At 58.4% G+C, this 25,100-nt stretch carries 23 protein-coding genes and 1 pseudogene; 6 read left to right on the forward strand and 18 right to left on the reverse strand.

Going from position 1 to position 25,100, the window contains the following annotated elements:
- Positions 1–196 precede the first annotated feature (196 nt).
- The 10 genes from aauR to DW49_RS0112495 all read right to left on the reverse strand — a co-directional run bounded on the left by aauR (position 197) and on the right by DW49_RS0112495 (position 12,304).
- Positions 197–1,525 carry a two-component response regulator AauR gene (gene aauR / locus DW49_RS0112450; protein ID WP_005620056.1) on the reverse strand — a complete coding sequence of 443 codons (1,329 nt, stop codon included), beginning with the start codon at positions 1,523–1,525 and terminating at the stop codon, positions 197–199.
- Positions 1,526–1,535: 10 nt separating this feature from the next.
- The gene (aauS, locus tag DW49_RS0112455; protein ID WP_005620055.1) at positions 1,536–3,467 is read right to left on the reverse strand and encodes a two-component sensor histidine kinase AauS; all 1,932 of its coding nucleotides are present in this window, start codon (positions 3,465–3,467) and stop codon (positions 1,536–1,538) included.
- 58 nt (positions 3,468–3,525) lie between these two features.
- Positions 3,526–4,260, reverse strand: a complete 735-nt coding sequence (locus DW49_RS0112460; RefSeq protein WP_005620053.1) for an amino acid ABC transporter ATP-binding protein — start codon at positions 4,258–4,260, stop codon at positions 3,526–3,528.
- Positions 4,257–4,925, reverse strand: a complete 669-nt coding sequence (locus DW49_RS0112465; protein WP_170870095.1) for an amino acid ABC transporter permease — start codon at positions 4,923–4,925, stop codon at positions 4,257–4,259. Before DW49_RS0112465 ends, DW49_RS0112460 begins: the two co-directional genes overlap by 4 nt.
- On the reverse strand, positions 4,922–5,668 hold the full coding sequence (locus DW49_RS0112470; protein ID WP_005620052.1) for an amino acid ABC transporter permease: 747 nt from the start codon (positions 5,666–5,668) through the stop codon (positions 4,922–4,924). Before DW49_RS0112470 ends, DW49_RS0112465 begins: the two co-directional genes overlap by 4 nt.
- A 130-nt stretch (positions 5,669–5,798) precedes the next feature.
- On the reverse strand, positions 5,799–6,713 hold the full coding sequence (locus DW49_RS0112475; RefSeq protein WP_005620050.1) for a glutamate/aspartate ABC transporter substrate-binding protein: 915 nt from the start codon (positions 6,711–6,713) through the stop codon (positions 5,799–5,801).
- Between the two features lie 356 nt (positions 6,714–7,069).
- On the reverse strand, positions 7,070–8,608 hold the full coding sequence (glpD, locus tag DW49_RS0112480) for a glycerol-3-phosphate dehydrogenase (RefSeq protein WP_005620049.1): 1,539 nt from the start codon (positions 8,606–8,608) through the stop codon (positions 7,070–7,072).
- 437 nt (positions 8,609–9,045) lie between these two features.
- Positions 9,046–9,801 (reverse strand): DeoR/GlpR family transcriptional regulator, encoded by a 756-nt coding sequence (locus DW49_RS0112485; protein ID WP_004396514.1) that lies wholly within the window; start codon positions 9,799–9,801, stop codon positions 9,046–9,048.
- Between the two features lie 110 nt (positions 9,802–9,911).
- On the reverse strand, positions 9,912–11,417 hold the full coding sequence (glpK, locus tag DW49_RS0112490) for a glycerol kinase GlpK (protein WP_005620047.1): 1,506 nt from the start codon (positions 11,415–11,417) through the stop codon (positions 9,912–9,914).
- Positions 11,418–11,446: 29 nt separating this feature from the next.
- Complete coding sequence (locus DW49_RS0112495; RefSeq protein ID WP_005620046.1) at positions 11,447–12,304, reverse strand: MIP/aquaporin family protein; 858 nt, start codon at positions 12,302–12,304, stop codon at positions 11,447–11,449.
- Between the two features lie 351 nt (positions 12,305–12,655).
- On the opposite strand from DW49_RS0112495, the gene ybaK reads away from it, so the two are divergent.
- Positions 12,656–13,126, forward strand: coding sequence for a Cys-tRNA(Pro) deacylase (gene ybaK, locus DW49_RS0112500; protein ID WP_005620044.1), 471 nt, complete (start codon positions 12,656–12,658; stop codon positions 13,124–13,126).
- An 8-nt stretch (positions 13,127–13,134) separates the two neighbouring features.
- Here the strand turns inward: ybaK and DW49_RS0112505 are convergent, their stop codons facing one another.
- Together DW49_RS0112505 and argF are read right to left on the reverse strand one after the other, a co-directional pair.
- Positions 13,135–14,205 (reverse strand): ABC transporter ATP-binding protein, encoded by a 1,071-nt coding sequence (locus tag DW49_RS0112505; RefSeq protein ID WP_024420071.1) that lies wholly within the window; start codon positions 14,203–14,205, stop codon positions 13,135–13,137.
- Complete coding sequence (argF, locus tag DW49_RS0112510; protein WP_004396496.1) at positions 14,202–15,122, reverse strand: ornithine carbamoyltransferase; 921 nt, start codon at positions 15,120–15,122, stop codon at positions 14,202–14,204. The genes DW49_RS0112505 and argF overlap by 4 nt, the downstream gene beginning before the upstream one ends.
- A gap of 450 nt (positions 15,123–15,572) precedes the next feature.
- On the opposite strand from argF, the gene DW49_RS0112515 reads away from it, so the two are divergent.
- From DW49_RS0112515 to grxD, 3 genes are all read left to right on the forward strand, one after another.
- The gene (locus tag DW49_RS0112515; RefSeq protein ID WP_004396494.1) at positions 15,573–15,866 is read left to right on the forward strand and encodes a hypothetical protein; all 294 of its coding nucleotides are present in this window, start codon (positions 15,573–15,575) and stop codon (positions 15,864–15,866) included.
- Positions 15,867–15,998: 132 nt separating this feature from the next.
- Positions 15,999–18,119: a molybdopterin oxidoreductase family protein gene (locus DW49_RS0112520; protein ID WP_024420070.1), complete on the forward strand. Its 2,121-nt coding sequence runs from the start codon at positions 15,999–16,001 to the stop codon at positions 18,117–18,119.
- 88 nt (positions 18,120–18,207) lie between these two features.
- Complete coding sequence (gene grxD, locus DW49_RS0112525) at positions 18,208–18,534, forward strand: Grx4 family monothiol glutaredoxin (protein ID WP_004396490.1); 327 nt, start codon at positions 18,208–18,210, stop codon at positions 18,532–18,534.
- Positions 18,535–18,708: 174 nt separating this feature from the next.
- Here grxD and bfr read toward each other — a convergent pair whose 3' ends face one another.
- The 4 genes from bfr to pyrC form a co-directional block, all read right to left on the reverse strand.
- On the reverse strand, positions 18,709–19,179 hold the full coding sequence (gene bfr, locus DW49_RS0112530) for a bacterioferritin (RefSeq protein WP_002554851.1): 471 nt from the start codon (positions 19,177–19,179) through the stop codon (positions 18,709–18,711).
- Positions 19,180–19,379: 200 nt separating this feature from the next.
- Positions 19,380–19,598: a bacterioferritin-associated ferredoxin gene (locus DW49_RS0112535; protein WP_004396478.1), complete on the reverse strand. Its 219-nt coding sequence runs from the start codon at positions 19,596–19,598 to the stop codon at positions 19,380–19,382.
- Positions 19,599–19,781: 183 nt separating this feature from the next.
- Positions 19,782–20,459: a ribonuclease T gene (gene rnt / locus DW49_RS0112540; protein ID WP_004396477.1), complete on the reverse strand. Its 678-nt coding sequence runs from the start codon at positions 20,457–20,459 to the stop codon at positions 19,782–19,784.
- On the reverse strand, positions 20,456–21,499 hold the full coding sequence (gene pyrC, locus DW49_RS0112545; RefSeq protein WP_024420069.1) for a dihydroorotase: 1,044 nt from the start codon (positions 21,497–21,499) through the stop codon (positions 20,456–20,458). Before pyrC ends, rnt begins: the two co-directional genes overlap by 4 nt.
- A gap of 148 nt (positions 21,500–21,647) precedes the next feature.
- Here pyrC and DW49_RS0112550 point away from each other — a divergent pair, with 148 nt between their 5' ends.
- Together DW49_RS0112550 and DW49_RS0112555 are read left to right on the forward strand one after the other, a co-directional pair.
- On the forward strand, positions 21,648–22,553 hold the full coding sequence (locus DW49_RS0112550; protein WP_005620034.1) for a flagellar protein MotY: 906 nt from the start codon (positions 21,648–21,650) through the stop codon (positions 22,551–22,553).
- Between the two features lie 120 nt (positions 22,554–22,673).
- The gene (locus DW49_RS0112555) at positions 22,674–23,891 is read left to right on the forward strand and encodes an argininosuccinate synthase (protein ID WP_005620033.1); all 1,218 of its coding nucleotides are present in this window, start codon (positions 22,674–22,676) and stop codon (positions 23,889–23,891) included.
- An 81-nt stretch (positions 23,892–23,972) separates the two neighbouring features.
- On the opposite strand, the pseudogene DW49_RS01000000128305 reads toward DW49_RS0112555, so the two are convergent.
- Together DW49_RS01000000128305 and DW49_RS0112565 are read right to left on the reverse strand one after the other, a co-directional pair.
- A pseudogene (locus DW49_RS01000000128305) lies at positions 23,973–24,249 on the reverse strand (hypothetical protein).
- Between the two features lie 340 nt (positions 24,250–24,589).
- Positions 24,590–25,015: a hypothetical protein gene (locus DW49_RS0112565; RefSeq protein WP_229687554.1), complete on the reverse strand. Its 426-nt coding sequence runs from the start codon at positions 25,013–25,015 to the stop codon at positions 24,590–24,592.
- Positions 25,016–25,100: the final 85 nt, after the last annotated feature.

The following is a 25,100-nucleotide window of genomic DNA, read 5'->3' on the forward strand; positions in this document are numbered from 1 at the left end:
GGCGAAGGAACCCGACGAAGTCGGGCCGGAAACGGAGCTGGGACTTTGCCTACTTTGGTCCCTCAAAGTAGGTCGCCGAGGGGCGAAAAGGTGCCCAGAGCCGTAAAAAAACATCACTGACACCGCAAAACCGCTGCGTGACGCGGAGCGTCACAGGTTTACACCGCGCTGCGTGTTCAGAACTGAGCACGGGGCTTCAAAGCCCGTATTTCTTGACCTTGTCAAACAGTGTGGTCTTGGCCATGCCTAGTTCCTGACTGGCCTGGCTGAGGTTGCCGCCGCTGCGTTGCAGGGCTTCGCTGAGCAGTGATCGTTCAAAGGCTTCAACCGCTTCGGCAAACCCCAGGCTCTGGCTTTCACTGACCGTGCCTGCCTGCTTGAACGCCGGCAGACCCAGCGCAAAGCGCTCTGCAACGTTGCGCAGTTCGCGCACGTTACCCGGCCAGTCGTGGCTTATCAGGCTTGAGCTGGTCTGCCGATCCAGCGCCGGCGGTTCGCGGTCGAAGCGCAATGACGACAACTGCAGAAAATGCTCGAACAATTGCAGAATGTCTTCGCGACGCTCGCGCAGCGGAGGCAATTCCAGCGTGACCACGTTGAGGCGGTAATACAGGTCGCTACGGAACTGATTGGTCTTGCCCAGTGCATTGAGATCAGACTTGGTCGCCGCAATTACCCGGCAATCTACCGCAACGCTCTGGTTCGAACCCAGCCGCTCAAGGGTTCGCTCCTGCAGCACGCGCAACAACTTGATCTGCAGATTGATCGGCATGCTTTCCACTTCGTCGAGAAACAGCGTGCCCTCGTGGGCGTGCTCGATCTTGCCGATGCGCCGCTTGCCTGCGCCGGTGAACGCGTTGGCTTCGTGACCGAAGATTTCCGATTCGAACAGGCTTTCCGCCAGCCCGCCACAGTTGAGGGCCACGAACTGGCTGCCCTTGCGCCGACTGAAATCATGCAGGCAGCGCGCCACCAGTTCCTTGCCGGTGCCGGTTTCGCCTTCAATCAGCACGTTGGCTGACGTGTCGGCGACGTTGGCAATCAGTGCGCGCAGGTTTTGCATGACGGGCGAGCGACCGATGATCCGGCCTTCCAGCGAGTCGCGCTCGGCCAGTTGCTTGCGCAGTGACCAGACCTCCCGCGCCAGCCCGCGTTGCTCCAGGGCGCGCCGCGTGACCTCGACCAGTCGCTCGGGAGAGAAGGGTTTTTCCATGAAGTCGTAGGCGCCGTCGCGCATCGCGTTGACGGCCATGGTGATGTCGCCGTGCCCGGTAATCAGCACCACCGGCAGGCTGCTGTCGCGTGCCTTGAGACGGCTCAGCAGCTCCAGCCCGTCGATGCCTGGCAAGCGAATGTCGCTGATGACGATGCCAGCGAAATTGTCACCGATGCGCTTGAGGGCATCCTCGGCGTTTGATACGCCTTCGCTGGCAATGTCTTCCAGCGCCAGCGCCTGCTGGCAGCCCAGTAAAACGTGCGGGTCGTCTTCGACGATCAGGACAGTGAGTTCGCTGCTGATGCTCATGGCTTTCATCTCATGTCGGCCCACCCGGGCGAGGGGCGCCCGAGCGAGGATCGGTCGGGGCATGCGCAATAAACGGCAGGCTCAGGACAAAGGTAGTGCCGCCGTCGCCCGGATGCTCCGCGCTCAGGTTGCCCCCGGCTGCGGCGGCAAGGCTCGCTGACAGGGTCAGGCCCAGTCCCAGGCCTTGCTCGCCCGGTTTGGTGGTGAAGAACGGTTCGAACAGGTGCTTGCGTGCTTCGGCATCGACGCCGTGACCGTTGTCGCGTACCTGCAAGCGGTAGCGACCGTCGACGACTGACCCTTCAAGCCACAGCTCCGGCTGCGGCTGGGTGAACATGGCGTCCAGTGCATTGCCGATCAGGTTGACCAGAATCTGTTCAAGCCGGGTCTGATCAATGGTCAGGGTGGCCTCGACAAAATCGCGGTGCAGCGTCAGGCCGGACTGCTCGAGGCGCACACCGAGCAATTGCAACGCAGCGTCCACTGCCTTGCTCAATTGCGCCTGGCCCTGATCATCGCCGCGCCGGGCAAACGCGCGCAGGCTGGCGGTGATGCGGCCCATGCGGTCAACCAGATCATTGATGGTGCGCAGGTTGGCACTCGCAGTGTCCAGCGCGCCACGTTCCAGGAACCGCACAGTGTTGCCGGACAGGGTGCGCAGGGCCGCCAGTGGCTGATTCAGTTCATGAGCAATGCTGGTCGACATCTGCCCGATGGCGGCCAGTTTACCGGCCTGTACCAGCTCGTCCTGAGCGGTGCGCAGGGTTTCTTCCGCCTGCCGTCGCTCGCGAATCTGCGCCTTGAGCCGTTCGTTGCTGGCGCGCAAGTGCTCGGTGCGCTCGGTAATCTTGCGTTCCAGCTCATCGTTGGCGGCCTGCAGCGCTTCTCTGGCGGCCAGCCGGGTCGAGATCACTTTGCGCCGTTCATTCCAGGCGATCAGCAGAAAGGTCACCAGTGCGCAGGCCACCGCCACCAGCATGCCCTGGTTTGCAGCCTCGCGGCGCAGGTCTTCCAGCGGGGTCAGCAGTGTCAGGTGCCAGGAGGTGTCGCTCAACGCGCGGGTCTGTGCCAGATAACTGACCTGCTTGTGCTCCCGATCGACACTGACGTTGGCCGGGAAAACAAGTTTCTCGACACCTTCCGACAGGACTTCCCGTTCAAGCGGTACCAGTTCATTGAGTGGCCACCAGTAGTATTGCAGGCTGCGCGCCAGGCGCTCCTTGACGTCCGGCGTGAGCGGGCGCACCGACTTCAGGCGTCGTGCCGGGTCACTGGAGAGAATGATAATGCCGTTCTCGTCGCTGACAAAGGCTTCAAGGCGCGCCCGCTGCCAGCGCTCTTCGAGTGCTTCAAGGCGTACCTTGATGACCGCAACGCCAATGATTCGGCCTTTTTCCTCCAGCCCGTGAGCCAGGTAATAGCCCGACTCGCCGGTGGTGGTGCCGATCCCGTAAAAACGCCCCGGCAGACCGCGCACCGCATCCTTGAAATAGGCGCGGAACGACAGGTCTTCACCCTGATAACTGTCGGCGTCGCGCCAGTTGCTGGTCGCCAGCACGCGACCAGTGGTGTCCAGCACATAGATAGCACGGCTGCGGCTGCGCCGGTTCATCCCTTCGAGGTATAGGTTGACCTGCTGCTGCGCCTCCGGGCTGGGGTCGGTCAGCAATTGCGATACGCTGGATTCAAGCTCCAGCACGCTGGGCAGGTAGGTGTACTTGCTGATCTCGCTCTCGACCGTCCGGGCGTGCAGCTCAAGCTGGCGTTCGCCGCTTTCGCGCAGCGTCTTGATGCCATTGTGCTCGCTGACCAGATAGGCGACATAGCCCAGCCCGATCATCAGCATGAGGATCAATGGTGGCAGAAACAGTTGGCGAATCAGACGGGGTTTCACGGCGAGTGATGGCGGCGCGGCGCGATAAAGAGTGGGGTCGCATTTCATCACAGTCGTCCTGGACCGAACAGCTGCCTGAGAGGGTCAGGCAGCTGTGAAGGGGTGCTTAGTGCTGGAGAATCTTGGCGAGGAACTGCTGAGCGCGTTCGGAGCGGGCACTAACGTCACCGAAAAACTCTTCTTTCGCGCAATCTTCGACGATCTGCCCCTTGTCCATGAAGATTACTCGGTTGGCGACCTTGCGAGCGAAACCCATCTCGTGGGTCACGCACATCATGGTCATGCCTTCGTGAGCCAGTTGCACCATCACGTCGAGCACTTCATTGACCATTTCCGGGTCCAGCGCAGAGGTCGGTTCGTCGAACAGCATGACCACCGGGTCCATTGCCAGCGCTCGGGCAATGGCAACGCGCTGTTGCTGACCACCGGAAAGCTGACCCGGGTGCTTGTGAGCATGCTCGGACAGACCGACGCGGTCGAGCAGCTTGAGGCCTTTTTCGGTGGCTTCGGCCTTGCTGCGGCCCAGGACCTTGATCTGCGCGATGGTCAGGTTTTCGACGATGCTCAAGTGCGGAAACAGTTCGAAATGCTGAAACACCATGCCGACCCGCGAGCGCAGTTTCGGCAGATTGGTCTTCGGCTCGGAGATCGATGTGCCATCGACGACGATGTCGCCTTTCTGGAACGGTTCCAGCGCATTGACGCATTTGATCAGGGTCGATTTGCCGGAGCCGGACGGCCCGCATACAACCACCACTTCACCCTTGCTGACCTCGGTGCTGCAATCGGTCAGTACCTGGAAGTCCCCGTACCACTTGTTGACGTTCTTGATGGAAATCATACGGCAAACCTTTTTTGCAAACGCTTCACCAGCAGCGAGGCGGCAAAGCTGATCGTGAAATACACCAGACCGGCAATGATCAGGAACTCGTTGGCGCGACCGATGATGTCGCCGCTCGAACGCGATGCGTTGAGGAAGTCCACAAGGCCCACGGTGTACACCAGGGAGGTGTCCTGAAACAGAATGATGCTTTGTTGCAGCAACAGCGGCGTCATCTTGCGAAACGCCTGAGGCAGGATGATCAGGCGCATCATCTGCGAGTAATTCATGCCCAGTGCCTGCGCCGCGCCCATCTGACCCTTGGAGATCGATTGCACGCCGGCACGGACGATTTCGCAGAAGTACGCCGCCTCGAACATCATGAACGCCACGACGCAGGACGCGAACGCACCGATGGGCGTGTCTTCACCGGTAATCCAGCGCAGCACGAACGGCACCGCCAGATAGAACCAGGTGATTACCAGCAGCAGCGGGATCGAGCGAAAGTAGTTCACGTAGGCACCAGCCACATTGGCCAGCAGCTTGTTCGATGACAGGCGCATCAGCGCCAGCACTGTGCCGAGCACCAGGCCGCCGACGATACCCAGCGTCATCAGCTTGAGGGTCATGACCATGCCGTTCCACAGGCCGGGAATGGCGGGAACGATTCCAGTGAAGTCCATTATTTGCCTCCCAGAGAGATCAGGCCGGGCACGGCAACTTTCTTCTCGATCATGCGCATCAGCAGCATCAGGCTCATGTTCAGCGTGAAGTAGATGAGCGTCGCCAGGGTGAAGGCTTCAAACAGGTTGGCGGAAAACTCGGCGGTCTGTTTGGTCTGTGCGAGCAGCTCCATCAGGCCGATCAGCGACGCTACCGAGGAGTTCTTGAACACGTTCAGGAATTCGGAGGTAAGCGGCGGAATGATGATCCGGTAGGCTTGTGGCAATAGCACGTTCCAGTAGATCTGCGGCAGCTTGAAGCCCATGGCGCGTGCGGCCGATTCCTGGCCCTTGGGCAACGCCTCGATGCCGGTCCGCACCTGTTCGCAAACCCGTGCGGCGGTGAACAGACCCAAACACACGACAACGCTCAGAAATGCCGAGGTGGTCGGGTTGAGGTCCTGCTTGTACCACTCCTGCAGGTCTGCAGGCAGCAGATCAGGCACCAGAAAGTACCAGATGAACAGTTGCACCAGCAGTGGCACGTTACGGAAGATTTCCACGTAGCCCGTGGCAATACCTGATACCAGGCGGCTTGGCACGGTGCGCATGACGCCCAGTACCGAACCCAGTATCAGTGCTATGACCCAGGCAACGACAGCAATGGCAATGGTCCAGCCCAGACCGGAGATGAACCAGTCCAGATAGGTCTCGCTGCCGACGCCGGTGGACTTGAAGAACACGCCCCAGTCCCAGTTGTAATTCATCAGGGTCTCCCCCTATTGTTCTATTTCTATCGAAATGCACGCACTGTCGTAAATCGAAAGCGATGAGCCGATCCCGAACGAGGCGGGCTCGTTCGGGATGCAATCAGTTCAGGGTGGTTGAACCGCTTACTCAGGCTTTCTTGTCTTCAGCAGCCTTGTCGGTCGGGTTCTGAATCAGTTCCTTGAGCTTGTCGCTCATCGGGAAATTCAGGTTCAGCCCTTTAGGCGGGACTGGCGACATGAACCACTTGCTGTAGATGGCATTGATGTCGCCGGACTTGTAGGTGGCGACAATGGCGTCATCCACAGCCTTCTTGAACGGGGCGTCACCCTTGCGAACCATGCAGCCATAGATTTCGTAGGATTGCGCGGTGCCGGTCACAGCCCAGTCATCCGGCTTCTTGGCTTTGGCCATCTCGCCGGCGAGCAATGCGTCGTCCATCATGAAAGCGACTGCACGGCCGGATTCAAGCATCTGGAACGACTCACCATGGTCTTTCGCGGAGATCACGTTCATGCCCATCTGTTTGTCGGCGTTCATCGCCTTGAGGATGCGCTCGGACGTGGTGCCGGCCGTGGTCACGACGTTCTTGCCTTTCAGGTCATCGAAGTCCTTGTAGCTGGAGTCTTTCTTGGACAGCAGGCGTGTGCCGACTTCGAAGATGCCGATGGAGAAATCGACCTGCTGCTGACGCTCGACGTTGTTGGTAGTCGAACCACATTCCACGTCAACCGTGCCGTTCTGCACCAACGGGATTCGGGTCTGGGACGTCACCAGGTTGTACTTGACCTTGAGGTCAGGCATGTCGAGGTCTTTCTTGATGGCTTCGACGATTTTCAGCTGGATGTCATGCGAGTAGCCCATCGGTACGCCAGAGGCGTCCGCGATGTAGGAAAACGGGATGGAGGCGTCACGGTGGCCGAGGGTGATAGTGCCGGATTCTTTAATCTTCTTCAGGGTGCCGGTGAGTTCGGCGGCGAAAACCGGAGTGCTGATCAGAGTGGCAGCAATGGCTGCGCCCAACAGATGGGGAATGATGCGCATCGATGAATCCTCGATTTCATTTTTATTGATAGAGCCGCAATGAGAGGCGGCCGCTTTCTTACGAATGCTTCGACGGCGTCCTGATAGACACACGCCTTTGCCGAAGCGGTCGGTTCTTGAATGTAGAGCATGAGTCGTGCCAAACGTTATTTCGGCTTTAAGATGTTGAATTTTATGGTTTTTATCAGGATTAAGGGTTTGTGTGGCGTGCAGGTACGTCCGGGAAACCGAATAGCGCGCCAAGGCGCGTTCGGAAAGCCGAATGCAGTCGAATATTCAAGAAAGGCGAAGTGCGGGGGGATTGAAGCGCAGACCTGTTCGCCCGGTGAGGGGCGAACAGGTGAATGGCGTGAGTATCAGGCCGCTTCGATAGTGGCCTTGTTGCGTGCGACGGTGTCCAGATAGCTGCCTACCGCAGCCTGTTCTTCAGGCGTGGTAAACAGGCCAAGCTTGGTGCGGCGCCAGAGGATGTCTTTGATGTCAGTGGCCCATTCCTGATCGCACAGGTAATCAACCTCGCGGGTGTACAGCCCGGCACCCAAATGCTGACCGAGGTCTTCCAGGCTGTGCGCGCCTTCCAGCAAGCGCCAGCTACGGCTGCCATAGGTGATCGACCAGCGTTTGGCGATAGGCGCGGGCAGCCAGCTGTAGCGACCGGTCATTTCTGCTGCCAGGGCTTCTGGCGAGGTCATGTCTTCGCCGCCAGGCAGGGCAGCCTTGGCCGTCCAGCTCGGTTTCATCTGCTTGAAGAACGGTGCGAGTTGCGCCATCGCCGACTCGGCCAGCTTGCGGTAAGTGGTGAGCTTGCCACCGAAAACCGACAGGATCGGCGCTTCATCGCCGCTGCCCGACAACGACAGCGTGTAATCGCGAGTGATTGCCGATGGATTATCAGACTCGTCGTTACACAGCGGACGTACGCCGGAGAAAGTATGCAGCACGTCTGCACGGCTCAGCTGCTTCTTGAAGTGGTCGTTGGCCACCTTCAGCACGTAATCCATTTCGCCTTCGGTGATGTCGACCTTGTTCGGGTCGCCCTGATATTCGCGGTCGGTGGTGCCGACGATCGTGAAGTGCTCCAGGTAGGGGATGGTGAACACGATGCGCTTGTCTTCATTCTGCAGAATGAACGCGTGTTCACCTTCGTACAGCTTCGGCACGATCAGGTGGCTGCCCTGAATCAGGCGAATGCCGTAAGCCGAATCGAGCTTGAGGTCTTCACGGATGAACTTCGCCACCCACGGTCCTGCCGCATTGACCAGTGCCTTGGCATGGATCGAAAACAGGCTGCCGTCGCTGCGTTCCAGGTGCAGGTGCCACATGCCTTTGATACGGCGGGCACTGACACAGCGGGTTTGCGTATGGATGTGCGCACCGTTTTCACGGGCGGCCATCGCGTTGAGTACCACCAGACGGGCATCGTCGACCCAGCAATCAGAGTATTCGAAGCCGCGGGTGATGCTCGAATTGAGCGGGCTGTCTGCACCAAAACGAAGGGTCCGCGAGGCGGGCAGCTTTTCGCGTTTGCCGAGGTTGTCGTACAGAAACATCCCGGCGCGAATCATCCAGGCTGGACGCAGGTGCGGACGGTGCGGCAGGACAAAGCGCATCGGCTTGACGATATGCGGAGCCTTGGCAAGCAGCACTTCACGCTCTGCGAGTGCTTCACGCACCAAGCGGAATTCGTAATGCTCCAGGTAGCGCAGGCCACCGTGGATCAGCTTGCTGCTGGCTGAGGACGTGTGACTGGCCAAGTCGTCTTTTTCGCACAGAAAAACCGAAAGGCCGCGACCGGAGGCGTCTGCCGCAATGCCGACACCATTGATGCCACCGCCGATAACGGCAATGTCGTAAACCTCGAAGAGGGGCGGGGTTGGCACGGTAGCGTGGGGCATTGGTGGCCTCCTGGACAATTCTTGAGCTTAGCTCGAAAGGCGAATCTGAACATTAATGTTCATTTCCGAAAATCATAGCTCAATAAAATGACCCTTGCCAGCGCGTATCGATTGAAAATACTGATGAATGCGTGATGAAAACAACAAAAATGAACATTGTAGGGCGTGAGGTGGCGCGGGGATGGTCTTCCTGTCTGACGCTTCTCGTTCTGTAAGCGCCAGACCAGACACCTCTCGTTCCTCACGTTTCAGCGGGGATGCAGTTCGTGACGCTCCGCGTTGCGAAAGAGGACGCGGAGCGTCCGGAACGGCATGCGACGCGGAGCGTCGCACGATAGTCATGTTGAGATTATCGTTCGCGACGCCCTGCGTCGCACGATCGTGGCGGTGTTCTTCCAGACGCCTCTCGTGAGCTCATCGCAATCCGGTGTCTACGATCAAACCACTTCCAGACGAATCTTGTGCTGGATCAACAGTTGCTGCAGTGCCGGCACGGGCGGTTGGTCGGTGACCAGGCAATCGATCAGGGTGATCGGCCCCAGGCGTACCATCGCGTTGCGTCCGAACTTGCTGGAGTCAGCCGCCAGCAGCACTTTACGCGCATTGGCGATGATCGACTGGGAAACCCGCACTTCCTGATAATCAAAATCCAGCAGGCTACCGTCCTCATCGATTCCGCTGATGCCGACCAGCGCGAAGTCCACCTTGAACTGGCTGATGAAGTCGATACTGCCCTGACCCACGACACCGCCATCACGGCGCACATTGCCGCCTGCGATCAAAACCTCGAAATCATCCTTGGCACTGAGGATCGCCGCCACATGCAGGTTGTTGGTGATGACTTTCAGATTGTTGTGGTTGAGCAAGGCACGCGCGATGGATTCGGTGGTGGTGCCGATATTGATGAACAGCGAGGCATTGTCGGGGATCTGCGCGGCGATGGCCTCGGCGATCCGTTGTTTTTCGTCACGCATCTGATCCGCACGCATGGCGTAGGCGGTGTTTTCGATGCTTGAGTCATAGGCCGCGCCGCCGTGGTAGCGACGCAGCAGGTTCATTTCCGCCAGTTGATTGATATCGCGGCGGATGGTCTGTGGGGTCACGACGAACAGCGTCGCCATTTCCTCGATACTGACGTAGCCACGGTCACGGACCAGTTCGAGGATCTGTTGTTGGCGGGGAGGCAGGTTCATTGTTTTTCCTTGAGCGCCCTCTGCAAATGGCGCCCATCATGCCGCAGGAAAGTGTGGCCTGTCAGCCGGAATCCTGCTCCCCCTTACACAACAGCACACAACAGCGTTCATCACTCTTCGTTTTGGTGCGGTTCCCAGTCACGAGTGCGCGCTACAGCTTTCTGCCAGCCTTCGTACAGCTTTTCGCGATGTGCCTCTTCGCAAGCAGGCTCGAACACGCGCTCGATGACGGCCTTGTTGCGCAACTCGTCCAGGCTGCTCCAGAAACCAATCGCCAGACCTGCCAGGAACGCTGCGCCCAGTGCCGTTGTTTCACGCATTTGCGGGCGTTCAACATGGGTGCCGAGAATGTCTGCCTGGAACTGCATCAGGAAGTTGTTGGCGACCGCGCCGCCATCCACACGCAGCGACTTGAGGCGCTCGCCCGAGTCCTGCTGCATCGCGTCGAGCACGTCACGGGTCTGATAGGCAATGGATTCCAGCGCTGCACGGATGATGTGATCAACCTTCACGCCACGGGTCAGGCCTAACAGTGCGCCGCGGGCATACGGATCCCAGTAGGGCGCACCGAGACCGGTGAAGGCAGGCACCAGGTACACGCCGTTGCTGTCCTTGACCTTGCTGGCGAAGTACTCGGTGTCCAGCGCGTCGTTGATCAACTTCAGTTCGTCACGCAGCCACTGCACGGTCGAGCCGCCGTTGAATACTGCGCCTTCAAGTGCGTAAGCCACTTCGCCGCGTGGGCCGCAGCCAATCGTGGTCAGCATGCCATGCGCAGACTTGACGGCTTTCTTGCCGGTGTTCATCAGCAGGAAGCAACCGGTGCCATAGGTGTTTTTGGCCTGACCGGGTTCGACGCACATCTGGCCGAACAGCGCCGCTTGTTGGTCGCCTGCAATACCGGCAATCGGGATGCCACTCTCGCTTTGACCGTAGACCTCGGAAGAGCTTTTGACCTCAGGCAGGATCTCGCGCGGGATGTCCAGCACGTCAAGCATGCGCTGATCCCATTCCAGCGTATGGATGTTGAACAGCATGGTCCGCGAGGCGTTGGTGTAATCGGTGACGTGAACCTTGCCGCCAGTGAATTTCCAGATCAGCCAGGTATCGATGGTGCCGAACATCAGTTCGCCTTTGCGGGCGCGCTCGCGGCTGCCTTCGACGTGGTCCAGAATCCACTTGACCTTGGAACCGGAGAAGTACGGATCAAGCACCAGGCCTGTGGTGTCCTTGATGTACTCCTCAAGGCCGTCGCGCTTGAGCTGCTGACAGATTTCGGTGCTGCGGCGGCACTGCCAGACAACTGCGTTGTAGATCGGGCGGCCGGTGTCGCGTTCCCAGATGACGGTGGTTTCACGCTGGTTGGTGATACCGATGGCGGCGATCTGGTCGTGGTGCAGATCAGCTTGCGCCAGCGCCATGGTCATGCACGCAGTCTGGGTGGCAAAGATTTCCATCGGGTCATGCTCGACCCAGCCTGCCTGCGGATAGTGCTGCACGAATTCGCTTTGGGCCGTGCTCACCACATTGGCGTCGCGGTCGAAGATGATGGCGCGCGAGCTGGTGGTGCCCTGGTCAAGAGCAATGATGTAGTTCTTGTTCTGTGTGTCAGTCATGTCGATTGCCTTGCGTTGTTAAGTGGGATTCAAGATGAAGCCTGAACTTTGCCGCGAACCACTGGAGCTTCTTTTTCGTTTTCAACAGTAACGGTGCTCGGCAGATGACGCGCAATCAGCGCGCGATAGCCGGCAGCACCCAGGCAGGCACCCAGAATGGGTGCAAAAATCGGAACCAGGAAATAAGGAATGTCGCGACCGCCGGTGAAGGCTATTTCACCCCAGCCAGCGAAGAACGTCATCAGCTTTGGACCAAAGTCGCGTGCCGGGTTCATGGCAAAACCGGTCAGCGGGCCCATTGCGCTGCCGATAACGGCAACCAGCAGGCCGATCAACAACGGTGCCAATGCACCGCGCGGCAAGCCATTGTTGTCATCGCCCAAGGCCATGATCACGCCCATCAGAATGGTGGTGATGACCACTTCGACCAGAAACGCCTGACCCACGGAAATGGCCGGGTTAGGGTAGGTCGAGAACACCGAGGCGAGTTCAAGGCTCTGCTCGCTGCCGCGGATAATGTGATGCGCATGTTCGAAGTCGAAAAAGAGGCTGATATACAACAGGTACACAAGGCCCGCTCCGCAGAACGCGCCGGCGATCTGTGCAGAGATGTAAAACGGCAGTTTGCGTTTTTCGAAACCGGCAAACAGGCTCAGCGCAATGCTGACGGCCGGGTTGAGGTGGGCGCCCGAAATACCCGCGCTGAGGTAGATCCCCATGCTGACGGCCATGCCCCAGATGATGCAGATTTCCCACAAGCCGAAAGTGGACCCCGCGACCTTGAGCGCGGCAACGCACCCTGTGCCGAAAAAAATCATCAGGGCGGTGCCAAGAAACTCGGCCACACATTGCCCGGTGAGTGTCGGTTGTTTTAGTGCGATGGTCATTGGTACCTCATTTTTTGTTTTTGTCTCGGCACCCTGAGACAGGCATGGGTGCTCGTTATTCATGCGTATCAGAAAAACCCCATTTCTGATCGCTAGTGCAAGTTATACCGAAAAAGCGCTTTCGATAATATTCGTAAACGAAAAAATATAGACAAGAAACCCCTCTGTCAAAGGTCGGAACCGAACGGTCAAGAAATCCGCACGAGCCTGCAGAGGCGTTTACGCAGGCTTCAAGACGCGACATTCGGGCTGTTTTTAAAAGGCCATCAGTGTTGCAGGTCGCGTGAATCAAGGCACGTTCACTTTACTTCGCTTAAAGTGATGGTCGTCCCGAACCCCTTGGAGCGCCGCATGACACCCGCACTGGATTTGCTGAAGAAAAATCGCGCCGAACACCGCATTCACAGCTACGAACATGATCCGAAAGCGCCGTCATATGGGCTGGAGGCTGCGGAAAAACTGGGGCTGGAGGCCGTGCGGGTTTTCAAGACCCTGCTGGCCAGCACCGAAAAGGGCGAGCTGCTGGTTGCGGTAGTGCCGGTCGTCGGAACGCTTGATCTAAAGGCCTTGGCGAACGCTGCCGGGGTGAAAAAAACCGAAATGGCCGACCCTGCGGCCGCTCAGCGCTCCACCGGATACCTGTTGGGGGGCATCAGCCCGCTGGGTCAGAAAAAGCGCCTGCGCACCTTTATCGACGAGACGGCGCAGCTTTTTGAAAGCATTTATGTCAGTGCCGGGAGGAGGGGGCTTGAGGTGGAACTGACGGCAGCCTTGCTGGCCGAGCATACGCAGGCCAGGTTTGCCCCGATTGGTCGCGAATAAACCTGGCGTCAGCCGGCCGTGTGCGCAGCAACACTGCCTTGGGCGGCGAACAGCACCAGATGATCAGCCGCTACACGAATCCCGACTTCCTCGCCCTGGCGGTGGTCGGCATGGCTGGGGAAAATGGCTTCAAGCTGGCTGCCCGTGGGCAGTTGCAAGCGATACAAGGTCGATGCACCCTTGAATGTGCGGCCGATGACCCGCGCTTTAAGATCGCTGTCCGGTGCGTAGACGATGTCGTCCGGTCGCAGTAACACATCCACGGCGCTGCCACGCACACCCGCATAAGCGCGATTGCCGCGTAACACGCCAAGTTCGGTGTGCACCGATTCCGGCTCGATCATCTGCCCGCGTATGAAATAACCCTGGCCAATGAAGCTGGCAACGAACGCCGTCTGCGGTTCGTGATACAGGTTGTAAGGCGTATCCCATTGCTCCAGACGGCCTTCCTTGAACACCCCGACATGATCGCTGACAGCAAAGGCCTCTTCCTGATCGTGAGTCACCAGAATGGCGCTGGTGCCACGCGCTTTAAGAATGTCGCGCACCTCATGGCTCAGGCGCCGCCGCAACTCGCCATCCAGGTTGGAGAACGGCTCGTCGAGCAACAGCAATTGCGGCTCGGGTGCCAGCGCTCTGGCTAACGCCACACGCTGTTGCTGCCCGCCGGACAGCTCGTGAGGGTAGCGTTTGCCCAGCGCACCGAGGTTGACCAGCTCAAGCAATTCGCCGATCACCTGATCAAGGCGCGGGTGCTGGCGAATACCGAATGCAATGTTGTCGGCAACGCTCAGGTGCGGGAACAGTGCGTAGTCCTGAAACACCATGCCGATGCGGCGTTTTTCCGGTGCCAGGGTCCAGCCGGGACGGGAAATGACGTCGCCCGTCAGGGTGATCTCGCCTGCGTGTATCGGCTCGAAACCGGCAATCGCACGCAATGTGGTGGTCTTGCCGCAGCCCGACGAACCCAGCAGGCAACCGATATCACCCGCGTTGAGGTGCAGGTTCAGGTCCTGCACCACACGCTGGTTCTGGTAGCCGCAGGCCAGGTTACGCAGGTTCAGCAGCAACTGACTCATGCGGGCTGAAAGCACGGAGCGACGAGAAATTCCAGCAGCGCTTTCTGCGCGTGCAGGCGATTTTCGGCCTGATCCCAGGCGACCGACCGCGCGTCGTCCAGCAGGTCGACGCTGATCTCTTCGCCTCGGTGAGCGGGCAAGCAGTGCATGAACAACACGTCCTTGTCGGCCAGATCGAGCAGTGCGCGCGTTACCTGGAACGGTGCGAACAGCGCCTTTCGCCGAGCGGTTTCCTCTTCCTGGCCCATGGAGGTCCAGACGTCGGTGCTCACCAGATGGGCGCCAGCGACTGCTGCTTTCGGGTCGCGAACCACTGTCACCCGCTCGCCGGCCAGCGCGAGGAATTCGGGGTTGGGCTCGTAGCCTGCAGGGCAGGCAACACGCAACTGGAAGTCGAACTGAATCGCCGCTTCTATATAGCTGTTGCACATGTTGTTGCCATCGCCGATCCACGCCACGGTTTTGCCTTTGATAGAACCGCGATGCTCCAGAAACGTCTGCATGTCGGCCAGCAACTGGCACGGGTGCAGGTCATCCGACAGACCGTTGATGACCGGCACGCGGGAGTTGGCGGCAAATTCGGTCAGATTGCTGTGCGCGTAGGTGCGGATCATCACCGCATCGAGCATGCGCGAAATCACCTTTGCGCTGTCGGCAATAGGCTCGCCACGGCCCAATTGGGTGTCCCTGTGGGACAGAAAAATGGCTTGCCCGCCGAGTTGAATCATCCCTGCTTCAAAAGAAAGACGGGTACGTGTCGAGGATTTCTCAAAAATCATCCCCAGCACCCGGTTCTTCAGCGGTTCAAAAAGCACGCCGCGATTTCGCAGGTCTTTAAGCTCTACGCCACGACGGATCAAGCCCAGGAGTTCATCTGGGGTGTAATCCATCATCGAGAGAAAGTGCCTGGCGTTCATGATTAACTACCTTTTTTGCAACAGACCGCAGTTTATCAAAGCCGGTTTTTATCGGGAAAACGGGCAAGACCTGCGGCGGAAGCCGCACGAGGCGACGAATAAGAAAGGCGCGATAGTATAAAAAAATGTCGCGTCTTACCAATAGCATGCGAGTTTCGGAAAAGCCGGCTTCATCCGCGCTCCCTTTGCAGAGGGCGATGTGATTCTTTATTGACGGGCGAAAAATTGACTACGCTTAAGAGGCCAATAGCCATCTCTGATTTTTCCGAAGGCAGCATTTGTACACTGCTCAAATATCGCTTGGCAATTAATACCAATCCTGTAACAGTCACTGTTTGCATGGGTTTGCTTATGCGACGCACTTCACGGGCTGGAAACAGGGACCGTTTCTTTAATGCTGCTCGTGCGTTATAAATCGTTGCCGATACATTACTGAACGAGGGGTGGGGAATGGACTCAAAAGAGCGTCAATTAACGGAGTTACTCGGGCTGACGGCTCGCACGCTCACCCATCTGACCGCTTCGATGACCTCGATGTCCTTCGAGCTGCTGCGCAGCGAAGACGAGGTCACGCGTAACGCCGGGCGACGCATGATTGATCGCATGGCGACCATCAGCTCGGGTCTTGACGAGCACTGGCGCCTGATCGGCGACCTGACCGGTATTCACATGGCTCAGGAACAGGTCGAAACCGTGACCGAAATCCAGTTGCAGCGCAAGGTCGTTACGCCTATCGGCGGCTGATCCGGCCCGTTCATCGGCCCGCCTGATACACCCCGATTCACGAGACGAACGTCAGTGGCGCGGGTTATCGCAAGGCACCATAGTCATTGTTCAGCAATCCACCGGATTGCCATGACAAGACCTGAGGCTGCGATGACCCGGACTCAACACTTCCGCGCCTGCCACCTGTGTGAGGCTATTTGCGGCCTTGCCATCGAGACCGTGACCGAACCAGGCGCGGCCCCGCAGATCACTTCGATCAAAGGCGACCCGCTGGACACGTTCAGCCGCGGTCATATCTGCCCCAAGGCCGTTGCGCTGCAAGACATCCAGAACGACCCCGACCGCTTGCGCCAGCCAATGCTGCGCACAGGTGATCAATGGCAGCCGATTGAATGGCAGGCCGCGTTCGACCTGGTCGCCGAGCGGCTTTACGCCATTCAGCAGCAATACGGGCAAAACGCCGTTGCGGTTTATCAGGGCAATCCCAGCGTGCATAACTACGGGCTGATGACCCACAGCAACTACTTTCTCGGCCTGCTCAAGACCCGTAATCGCTTCTCGGCGACCTCGGTCGATCAGTTGCCCCATCACCTCACCAGTTTCCTGATGTACGGCCACGGCATGCTGCTGCCGATTCCCGATATCGACCACACTGACTTCATGCTGATTCTGGGCGGCAACCCGTTGGCGTCCAATGGCAGCATCATGACCGTGCCGGACGTCGAAAAGCGTCTGAAAGCCATCCAGCAGCGCGGCGGCAAGTTGGTGGTGGTCGACCCGCGTCGCAGCGAAACGGCGGCCATCGCCGATCAGCATCTGTTCGTGCGCCCCGGTGGCGATGCGGCGCTGCTGTTCGGGTTGCTCAATACCCTGTTTGAAGAGGGTCTGACCCGCGAAAGTCATTTGCCTGTCGATGGTCTTGATCACGTACGACACAGCATTACCGGTTTCAGTGCCGAAGCCATGAGCCCGCGCTGTGGCATTGCTGCAGTGCAGATTCGGCAATTGGCCCGGGATTTTGCAGGCGCTGACACGGCGGTGTGTTACGGGCGTATGGGCGTGTCCACCCAGACTTTCGGCACGCTGTGCCACTGGCTGGCGCAGTTGATCAATCTGGTGACGGGTAATCTGGATCGCGTGGGCGGCACGCTGTGCACGGAGCCTGCGGTTGATCTGGTCGGCTCGATCTCGGGCGGGCATTTCAATTTGTGGCAAAGCCGTGTGTCCGGCCTGCCGGAATATGGCGGCGAGCTGCCGGTGTCGGCGTTGGCCGAGGAAATGCTTGTGGAGGGGGAAGGGCAGGTTCGCGCTCTGGTCACCGTGGCCGGCAATCCGGTGTTGTCGACGCCCAATGGACGTCAGCTGGATCAGGCGCTCGAAGGGCTGGAGTTCATGCTCAGCATCGATCTGTACATCAACGAAACCACGCGCCATGCCGACTTGATCCTGCCGTCCACCTCGGCGCTGGAAAACGATCATTACGACACCACGTTCAATACCCTGGCGGTGCGCAACGTCACGCGCTTCAATCGGGCCATTTTCGACAAGCCCGAAGGCGCACTGCATGACTGGGAAATCTTCGTCGGCCTGGCCAGATCCTTTGCCGCCAAAGCCCAGCGCGAACTCAAGCCGACCCTGCCGCCGGCGCAGATGATCGATCGCGGTTTGCGCGCAGGCTGGTACGGCGCAGCATCGCCGCACAACCTGTCCCTGGAAACCCTCGCCAGCCATCCGCATGGCGTGGATCTGGGCGCCTTGAAGCCAAACCTCACAGACCGCCTGAAAACTGCCAATGGACGCATTCAGGCGGCACCAGAGGTGATCATGGCTGACCTTGTGCGCTTCGCAGCCGATGCAGGGCCAAGGTTCGGTGAAAAGGTAGGTGAGTTGTTGTTGATTGGCCGTCGCCACGTGCGCAGCAATAACTCGTGGATGCACAACTACCATCGGCTGGTGAAAGGCAAGCCGCGCCATCAGTTGTTGATGCACCCCGACGACCTGAGTCATCGCGGCCTGAATGACGGGCAGCAGGTCAGGGTCAGTTCGCGGGTCGGGGTGATTGAAGTCCAGGTGCTGGGCAGTCTGGACATGATGCCGGGTGTGGTCAGCCTGCCGCACGGCTGGGGCCATTCGCATTCGGGAGTGAAAATGGAGATTGCCCGCAACCAGCCCGGCGTCAGTGCCAATGACCTGACTGACGAACGGCAACTCGATGAGCTGTCCGGCAATGCGGCGTTAAACGGCGTGCCTGTGCAAGTGGCATCGTGTTAGGGCTCAAGACAGAGCGTCATGCTCGGGATTTAGTTACAATGCGCCACCGTGCCGACAACTGAGTCGGATATTTCAGCCGAGGTGCTCCATGGATATCATCGAAACAATCAAAGAGCAGATTGCCAGCAATACCATTCTGCTTTACATGAAAGGCGCTCCAAACGCTCCGCAATGCGGCTTTTCGGCCAAGGCTTCCCAAGCCTTGATGGCGTGCGGCGAAAAGTTTGCCTACGTCGACATTCTGCAAAACCCTGAAATCCGTGCCAACCTGCCAAAGTACGCCAACTGGCCGACTTTCCCGCAACTGTGGGTGGCCGGTGAACTGGTCGGCGGCAGCGACATCATCACCGAGATGATGGCTGACGGCTCGCTGCAGACTCTGGTCAAGGAAGCTTCGGCCGCCAAAGCCGAGTAAGGCCTTGCGCTCTGGCGTTATACACAAATCTGGTGGGAGCGAGCTTGCTTGCGAAGAGGCGTGGTAATGCCGATCACGACGCTCTGCGTCGCAAGAAGCGCTGAAGGTTTTACACGCAAGAAAAAGCCCGCTCTCGATTGAGGCGGGCTTTTTCATTGCGGCGCGATCGGTGAATCAGTCACCCATCTGCGACTGCAGGTAGTTCTCGATACCCACTTTGACGATCAGACCCAGTTGGGTCTCGAGCCAGTCGATCTGCTCTTCCTTGGGCTCAAGGATATCTTCCAGAAGCTCACGGCTGCCAAAGTCACCTACTGTCTCAAAGTGGGCGATGGCGGCTTTAAGATCGGCCAGGCCTTTCTGTTCGATCTTCAGGTCGCACTCCAGCATTTCCTTGGTGTGCTCGCCGATCAGGATCTTGCCCAGATCCTGAAGGTTTGGCAGCCCTTCAAGAAACAGCGTGCGCTTGATCAGCTTGTCAGCGTACTTCATCGCGTGGATGGACTCTTTGTACTCATGGCCGCCGAGCTTTTTCAGACCCCAGTCTTCGTACATGCGCGCATGCAGAAAATACTGATTGATGGCGACCAGCTCGTTACCGAGGATCTTGTTGAGATGCTGGATGACTGTAATGTCGCCTTTCATGTTCGAGGTCCTGCCGGTGGCTTGTGTATATAAGCGCCGAGTGTGAGCCGCAGCCAAACGCCTGTCAAACCTAAGTTGTTGAATAATAAGTGAATTTAAATAGGAATAAGAATGTTTGAGTTCCGCATCTTGACGCTAAGCGCTTGAATTACAGGCATAAAAAAACCGGACGGTGTGTCCGGTTCTTTAAAAGAGGGGGTTTAAGCGGCTGAAAATTCTGTTGAATAAGCCAACGCCGCATGACTGCTTTGCAGTTCGGTCAGCGTGTCGCGTACCACTTCCTTGGCCAGACAGGCGCATTTTCCACATTTACTCGCAACGCCCAGCGTTTCGCGGACCTCACGATAACTGCAGCAGCCCTCGAGAATCGCTTCCCGGATTTGACCGTCTGTTACACCTTGGCAAAGACAAACATACATAAGCTATTGACCGTCGCTGGTTTATTGCTTGGTGCCGAGGAGCTTAATGTTAATGAGAATGCTTGTCAAAACTGTTTTGGGTTCGATTCAGCTACGGCGATGAGTGGTCGCCTGGCTTCGGCACTTTGCAGCAGGCATGAAAAAACCGGCACAAGGCCGGTCTGTTCACTGACCTGTCAGGCTTCAATCGTCGAAGTCTTCCCAGCCGCCCATCTCTTTCCAGCGGTTGACGATGCCGCAGAACAGCTCGGCGGTCTTTTCAGTGTCGTAGCGGGCCGAGTGGGCTTCACGGCCGTCGAAGTCGATCCCTGCGGCCTGGCAGGCCTTGGCCAGCACGGTCTGACCGTAGGCCAGGCCTGCGAGGGTCGCGGTGTCGAAGCTTGAGAACGGGTGAAACGGGTTGCGTTTCATGTCCATGCGGGCGACGGCGGCGTTGACAAAGCCCAGGTCGAAGCTGGCGTTGTGGCCGACCAGCACGGCGCGTTTACAGCCGTTGGCCTTGAGGGCCTTGCGCACGCCACGGAAGATGTCGTTCATTGCGGTTTCTTCGCTGACCGCCATGCGCAGCGGGTGGTCGAGCTTGATGCCGGTGAACTCCAGCGCGGCCGCTTCGATGTTGGCGCCTGCAAATGGCTCGACGCGGAAGAAATAGGTGTGCTCAGGGAACACGAAGCCTCGTTCGTCCATGCCGATGGTCACCGCAGCGATCTCCAGCAGGGCGTCGGTGGCGGAATTGAAACCGCCTGTTTCTACATCGACGACCACAGGCAGATAGCCGCGAAAGCGTGCTGCCATCGGGTGACGGGAACCGCCGCCACCGCCGTGGCCTTCGTGTTCGTCGTCAAAATGATCTTCACTCACGCGTGTTCCTCCAGACGCCAGCGCAGTGTTTCACCCGCGCGCAGCGGAATAACGGTCAACTCGCCAAACGGCAGGCTGGTAGGGGCGGTCCACTCGTCACGCACCAGCGTGATGGTGTCCTGATTGGCGGGCAGGCCGTAGAACGCCGGACCGTGAAGGCTGGCGAAGCCCTCCAGCTTGTCCAGCGCGTTACGTTGCTCGAAAGCTTCTGCGTACAGCTCGATGGCCGCATAGGCGGTGTAGCAACCGGCGCAACCGCAGGCGTTTTCCTTGGCGTGCTGGGCGTGCGGTGCCGAGTCGGTGCCCAGGAAGAACTTGCCGCTGCCGCCGGTGGCTGCGTCAAGCAGGGAAACCTGATGCGTATTGCGCTTGAGAATCGGCAGGCAGTAGAAGTGCGGACGAATCCCGCCGACCAGCATGTGGTTGCGGTTATAAAGCAGGTGGTGCGCCGTGATGGTCGCCGCGACGTTGGCCGAGGCTTCGTTGACGAACTGCACGGCATCGCCGGTGGTGATGTGTTCAAAAACCACTTTGAGGGTCGGGAAGCGTTCGACGACACGGCGCAGGTGCTCGTCGATGAACACTTTTTCGCGATCGAACACGTCGATCTCGCCGCGTGTCACTTCCCCGTGTACCAGCAGCAGCATGCCGACTTCGGCCATTGCCTCGAGGGCCGGGAAGATCTTGTCGATGCTGGTGACACCGGAATCCGAGTTGGTGGTCGCCCCGGCCGGGTACAGCTTGGCCGCATGGACAAAGCCGCTGGCCTTGGCCATACGAATGTCTTCGGGCGTGGTCTGGTCGGTGAGGTAAAGTACCATCAACGGCTCGAAGCGGCTGCCGGCCGGGCGTGCAGCCAGAATACGCTGGCGATAGGCGTCGGCTTGCTGTGCGTTGCGAACCGGAGGCACGAGGTTGGGCATGATGATTGCGCGGCCAAAAGTTCGCGCTACGTCGGCAACGGTATGAGGCAAAACAGCTCCGTCACGGAGGTGAATGTGCCAGTCGTCGGGACGCAGGAGGGTCAGGCGGTCAGACATTGGGGATTCCAGGCGGGTCAAACTCGCAGGGAATGCTACCGGAAAAGACTCTCTCAGGCATCCGCTATCAAGTTTTGCATGAAGTTACCGATAGACCCCTTGTAAGGAAGTATTTTTTGTTTCGCGTTCATTTCCAGTGGAGCCTCCCGTGCGCCAGCGATATTTAGCCCTGCTCAGCCTGTTTGCCAGCCTCCCTGCGATGGCTATCAGTTTCCAGACGCGTCTGGAGAGCATTGAGTGGAAGGTCGAAGGCGATCAGTTCGAGTGCCGCCTGACGCAGCCGATCACCGATTTCGGTGCCGGTGAGTTCGTGCGTCGCGCGGGAGAGCAGGCGACTTTTCGCCTCAAGGCTTCCTACAACATGCTGGGCAATGGTTCGGCGACCCTGCTGGCTGCCGCTGCACCGTGGCAGCCAGGTCGTGGCGATATCAACCTGGGATCGGTGCGCGTCAGCAATGGCGATATTCCGTTCAACACTTCCCAGGCGCAGGCCGGGCGTCTGATCAGCGGTTTGATGGACGGGCGCAGTCCGCTCATTCGTCACTACACCCGCGACGGCGGCCAGATGGAAGTGCGTCTGCTGCCCGTCAAGTTCAGCAAGGCCTTCAGCGACTATCAGGCCTGCACCGCCAAGCTTCTGCCCATGAATTTCGATCAGGTCAAACAGGCCGAAGTGGGGTTTCCTGGTGGCGGTATCGAGCTGGATGCCAACGCCAAGGCGCGTCTGGACAACATGGTGGCTTACTTGAAGGCCGACCCCACCGTCAACCGTATTGAGCTGGACGGCCATTCGGACAACAGCGGCAATCGCCTGACCAACCGTGACCTGTCCCGCCGTCGTGCGCTGGCGGTCATGGATTACTTCAAGGCCCAGGGCATTCCCGAGCAGCAGATCACCCTGCGCTTCCACGGCGAACGCTACCCGCTGGCGCCCAACACCAACAACGCCAATCGGGCGCGCAACCGCCGTGTGAACGTGCACCTGGAGCGCGTTGCGCCCGACGAACGCCCGGTGCCGGTCGCCTCTTCGGCGAGTGCAGCGCATACGTCCTGAGCCATCAGGCACGCCTTCGCCAAACGTCGCCTTGTCGTCACAAGCTGTCGCGCCCCTGTAAATTTGCTGGTTTGAACGGTAGAATCGCTGGTTTTCCGTACAACCCGGTGGAGTGATGGCATGGCGGACGTAAACAAGGTAGTTCTCGCGTATTCCGGTGGCCTGGATACTTCGGTAATCCTCAAGTGGCTGCAAGATACGTACAACTGCGAAGTGGTGACCTTTACCGCTGACCTGGGTCAGGGTGAAGAAGTCGAACCGGCACGCGCCAAGGCTCAGGCCATGGGCGTGAAAGAAATCTACATCGACGACCTGCGCGAAGAGTTCGTGCGCGATTTCGTGTTCCCGATGTTCCGTGCCAATACCGTCTATGAAGGCGAGTACCTGCTGGGCACTTCCATTGCTCGTCCGCTGATTGCCAAGCGTCTGATCGAGATCGCCAACGAAACCGGCGCTGATGCCATTTCCCACGGCGCAACCGGTAAAGGCAATGACCAGGTACGTTTCGAGCTGGGTGCCTACGCGCTCAAGCCGGGCGTCAAGGTGATTGCCCCGTGGCGTGAATGGGACCTGCTGTCGCGCGAAAAGCTGATGGATTACGCCGAGAAGCACAATATTCCGATCGAGCGTCACGGCAAGAAGAAATCCCCGTACTCGATGGATGCCAACCTGCTGCACATCTCCTATGAAGGCGGCGTGCTGGAAGACACCTGGACCGAGCACGAAGAAGACATGTGGCGCTGGACCAAGTCCCCTGAGGACGCGCCAAACGTTGCAACTTACCTCGAGCTGACCTACCGCAATGGCGACATCGTTGCGCTGGACGGCGTCGACATGACCCCGGCTACCGTACTCGCTACCCTGAACCGCATTGGCGGCGAAAACGGTATCGGTCGTCTGGACATCGTTGAAAACCGTTACGTGGGCATGAAGTCCCGTGGTTGCTACGAAACCCCGGGCGGCACCATCATGCTGCGTGCCCACCGCGCCATCGAATCGATCACCCTGGACCGCGAAGTCGCCCACCTCAAGGACGAATTGATGGTCAAGTACGCCAGCCTGATCTACACAGGTTACTGGTGGAGCCCTGAGCGTCTGATGCTGCAACAGATGATCGATGCGTCTCAGGTGCACGTGAACGGTGTTGTGCGCCTGAAGCTGTATAAAGGCAACGTGATCGTTACTGGCCGCAAGTCCGACGATTCCCTGTTCGACGCCAACATCGCCACCTTTGAAGACGACGCAGGTGCCTACGATCAGGCCGATGCAGCGGGCTTCATCAAGCTGAATGCATTGCGCATGCGTATTGCCGCGAACAAAGGCCGCAAGCTGTTCTGATTGCACCTCGCTGTTTGAAACGTGCAGCCCTTTGCAGGGCTGCGCGTTGAAAATCCGAATGGCCCACAAGGCGTTCCAATTTCAACATGGCGTACGCGCGGTCGCACGCCTATCTTTGTTGGGCGTGTCGCAAAGGGGGCGTGTGTTCCTCTGTTGTAAAACCCGGAAACGCCGGCGTCGGTATCAGAAAATTCAGGATATCGTCGGTTGTCACGCCGTGACGTGTCATTAACAACTTCAATCGCTTGTCAAAATCAAGTTCCTTGACAAGTTGCTCATTGCGCTTGAGTTCGTCAAGTCGTTGTTGCAGGGTTCTCAGCGTGTTTTCAGTATCGCGAAACTCTTTTAATATCGACATGGTGTGACCTGCTGGGCATTTGGATGTTGGGTGAGAAAACCGCTGGATTCAGTGCTTTTTTACGGACAGTGGCCGGTGTGTGTTCCCTGAGTTTTGAGTGCTAATGTAAATAAGCCTAACCCTGTTTTCCCGCAAATGATTGACGCGTACTGCGTGTCAAAAGGTTCGTGTGTCACAGGCTGTGTAGTCATTTATGGCTTTCTTACACTGCACGGCGAAAAGCGTATAGACAGCGTTGTGTTTTCCTACAAGGCCTGTCGAATATAAAAACAGCGTGATCGGCACTTTCTATAGAGTCGCTGGTATTTATCGCACGAGCACCGGTTTTGATGCCGAACGCTCAAGGCTTATCGCGTTCCCTCTGTTGCCTGAACTCGAATCGATAGGCTTTGCCGATATCCCATACCTGACGCAGACTCAGGTCCAGTACCTGAGCAATTTCCGACACGGTGTAGCCAAGCGCCGAGTAGTGCATGGCGTGGCCGGCGACCACATCATCGACATCCGTGGCGTCATGACGGGCCTCACGCCTGATCGCGAGCATCGGCTGACTGGACTGTATCCGCACGCCGTTTTCCGTGGCCAGTTGGCGAACATCCTTTTTAGTCATGCGTAATGAGTATTGCAGCGCTGTAACGCCTGCGCCTTTGGCGGCAAGGCACTTCAGTAATGCAACTTTGCCCGTGAGTTCGTCCCTGGCGTCTTCCGTCGGCAGGGCAGGAGTGGGTGGGGCGTTCATTGATTCTGCTGTTTCACCGTCAGGTATGACTGGGCGGTTTCAGAGGTTGAGTGCAACACCCGGCTATTGAGTTAGGGATGGACTCTCATGATGCTTGGACATCATTTCCGTC

The organism is Pseudomonas avellanae BPIC 631 (assembly GCF_000444135.1).
GTDB lineage: Bacteria > Pseudomonadota > Gammaproteobacteria > Pseudomonadales > Pseudomonadaceae > Aquipseudomonas > Aquipseudomonas avellanae.

Bases quoted from the DNA above. Each gene is read 5' to 3' on its own strand.
- aauS (WP_005620055.1), bottom strand. From the start codon at position 3,467: ATGAAATGCGACCCCACTCTTTATCGCGCCGCGCCGCCATCACTCGCC.
- grxD (WP_004396490.1), top strand. From the start codon at position 18,208: ATGGATATCATCGAAACAATCAAAGAGCAGATTGCCAGCAATACCATT.
- glpD (WP_005620049.1), bottom strand. From the start codon at position 8,608: ATGCCCCACGCTACCGTGCCAACCCCGCCCCTCTTCGAGGTTTACGAC.
- DW49_RS0112520 (WP_024420070.1), top strand. From the start codon at position 15,999: ATGACCCGGACTCAACACTTCCGCGCCTGCCACCTGTGTGAGGCTATT.
- glpK (WP_005620047.1), bottom strand. From the start codon at position 11,417: ATGACTGACACACAGAACAAGAACTACATCATTGCTCTTGACCAGGGC.
- pyrC (WP_024420069.1), bottom strand. From the start codon at position 21,499: ATGTCTGACCGCCTGACCCTCCTGCGTCCCGACGACTGGCACATTCAC.
- bfr (WP_002554851.1), bottom strand. From the start codon at position 19,179: ATGAAAGGCGACATTACAGTCATCCAGCATCTCAACAAGATCCTCGGT.
- DW49_RS0112515 (WP_004396494.1), top strand. From the start codon at position 15,573: ATGGACTCAAAAGAGCGTCAATTAACGGAGTTACTCGGGCTGACGGCT.
- DW49_RS0112475 (WP_005620050.1), bottom strand. From the start codon at position 6,713: ATGCGCATCATTCCCCATCTGTTGGGCGCAGCCATTGCTGCCACTCTG.
- DW49_RS0112505 (WP_024420071.1), bottom strand. From the start codon at position 14,205: ATGAGTCAGTTGCTGCTGAACCTGCGTAACCTGGCCTGCGGCTACCAG.
- DW49_RS0112485 (WP_004396514.1), bottom strand. From the start codon at position 9,801: ATGAACCTGCCTCCCCGCCAACAACAGATCCTCGAACTGGTCCGTGAC.
- DW49_RS0112470 (WP_005620052.1), bottom strand. From the start codon at position 5,668: ATGAATTACAACTGGGACTGGGGCGTGTTCTTCAAGTCCACCGGCGTC.
- ybaK (WP_005620044.1), top strand. From the start codon at position 12,656: ATGACACCCGCACTGGATTTGCTGAAGAAAAATCGCGCCGAACACCGC.
- DW49_RS0112535 (WP_004396478.1), bottom strand. From the start codon at position 19,598: ATGTATGTTTGTCTTTGCCAAGGTGTAACAGACGGTCAAATCCGGGAA.
- DW49_RS0112460 (WP_005620053.1), bottom strand. From the start codon at position 4,260: ATGATTTCCATCAAGAACGTCAACAAGTGGTACGGGGACTTCCAGGTA.
- DW49_RS0112555 (WP_005620033.1), top strand. From the start codon at position 22,674: ATGGCGGACGTAAACAAGGTAGTTCTCGCGTATTCCGGTGGCCTGGAT.
- argF (WP_004396496.1), bottom strand. From the start codon at position 15,122: ATGAACGCCAGGCACTTTCTCTCGATGATGGATTACACCCCAGATGAA.
- aauR (WP_005620056.1), bottom strand. From the start codon at position 1,525: ATGAGCATCAGCAGCGAACTCACTGTCCTGATCGTCGAAGACGACCCG.
- DW49_RS0112495 (WP_005620046.1), bottom strand. From the start codon at position 12,304: ATGACCATCGCACTAAAACAACCGACACTCACCGGGCAATGTGTGGCC.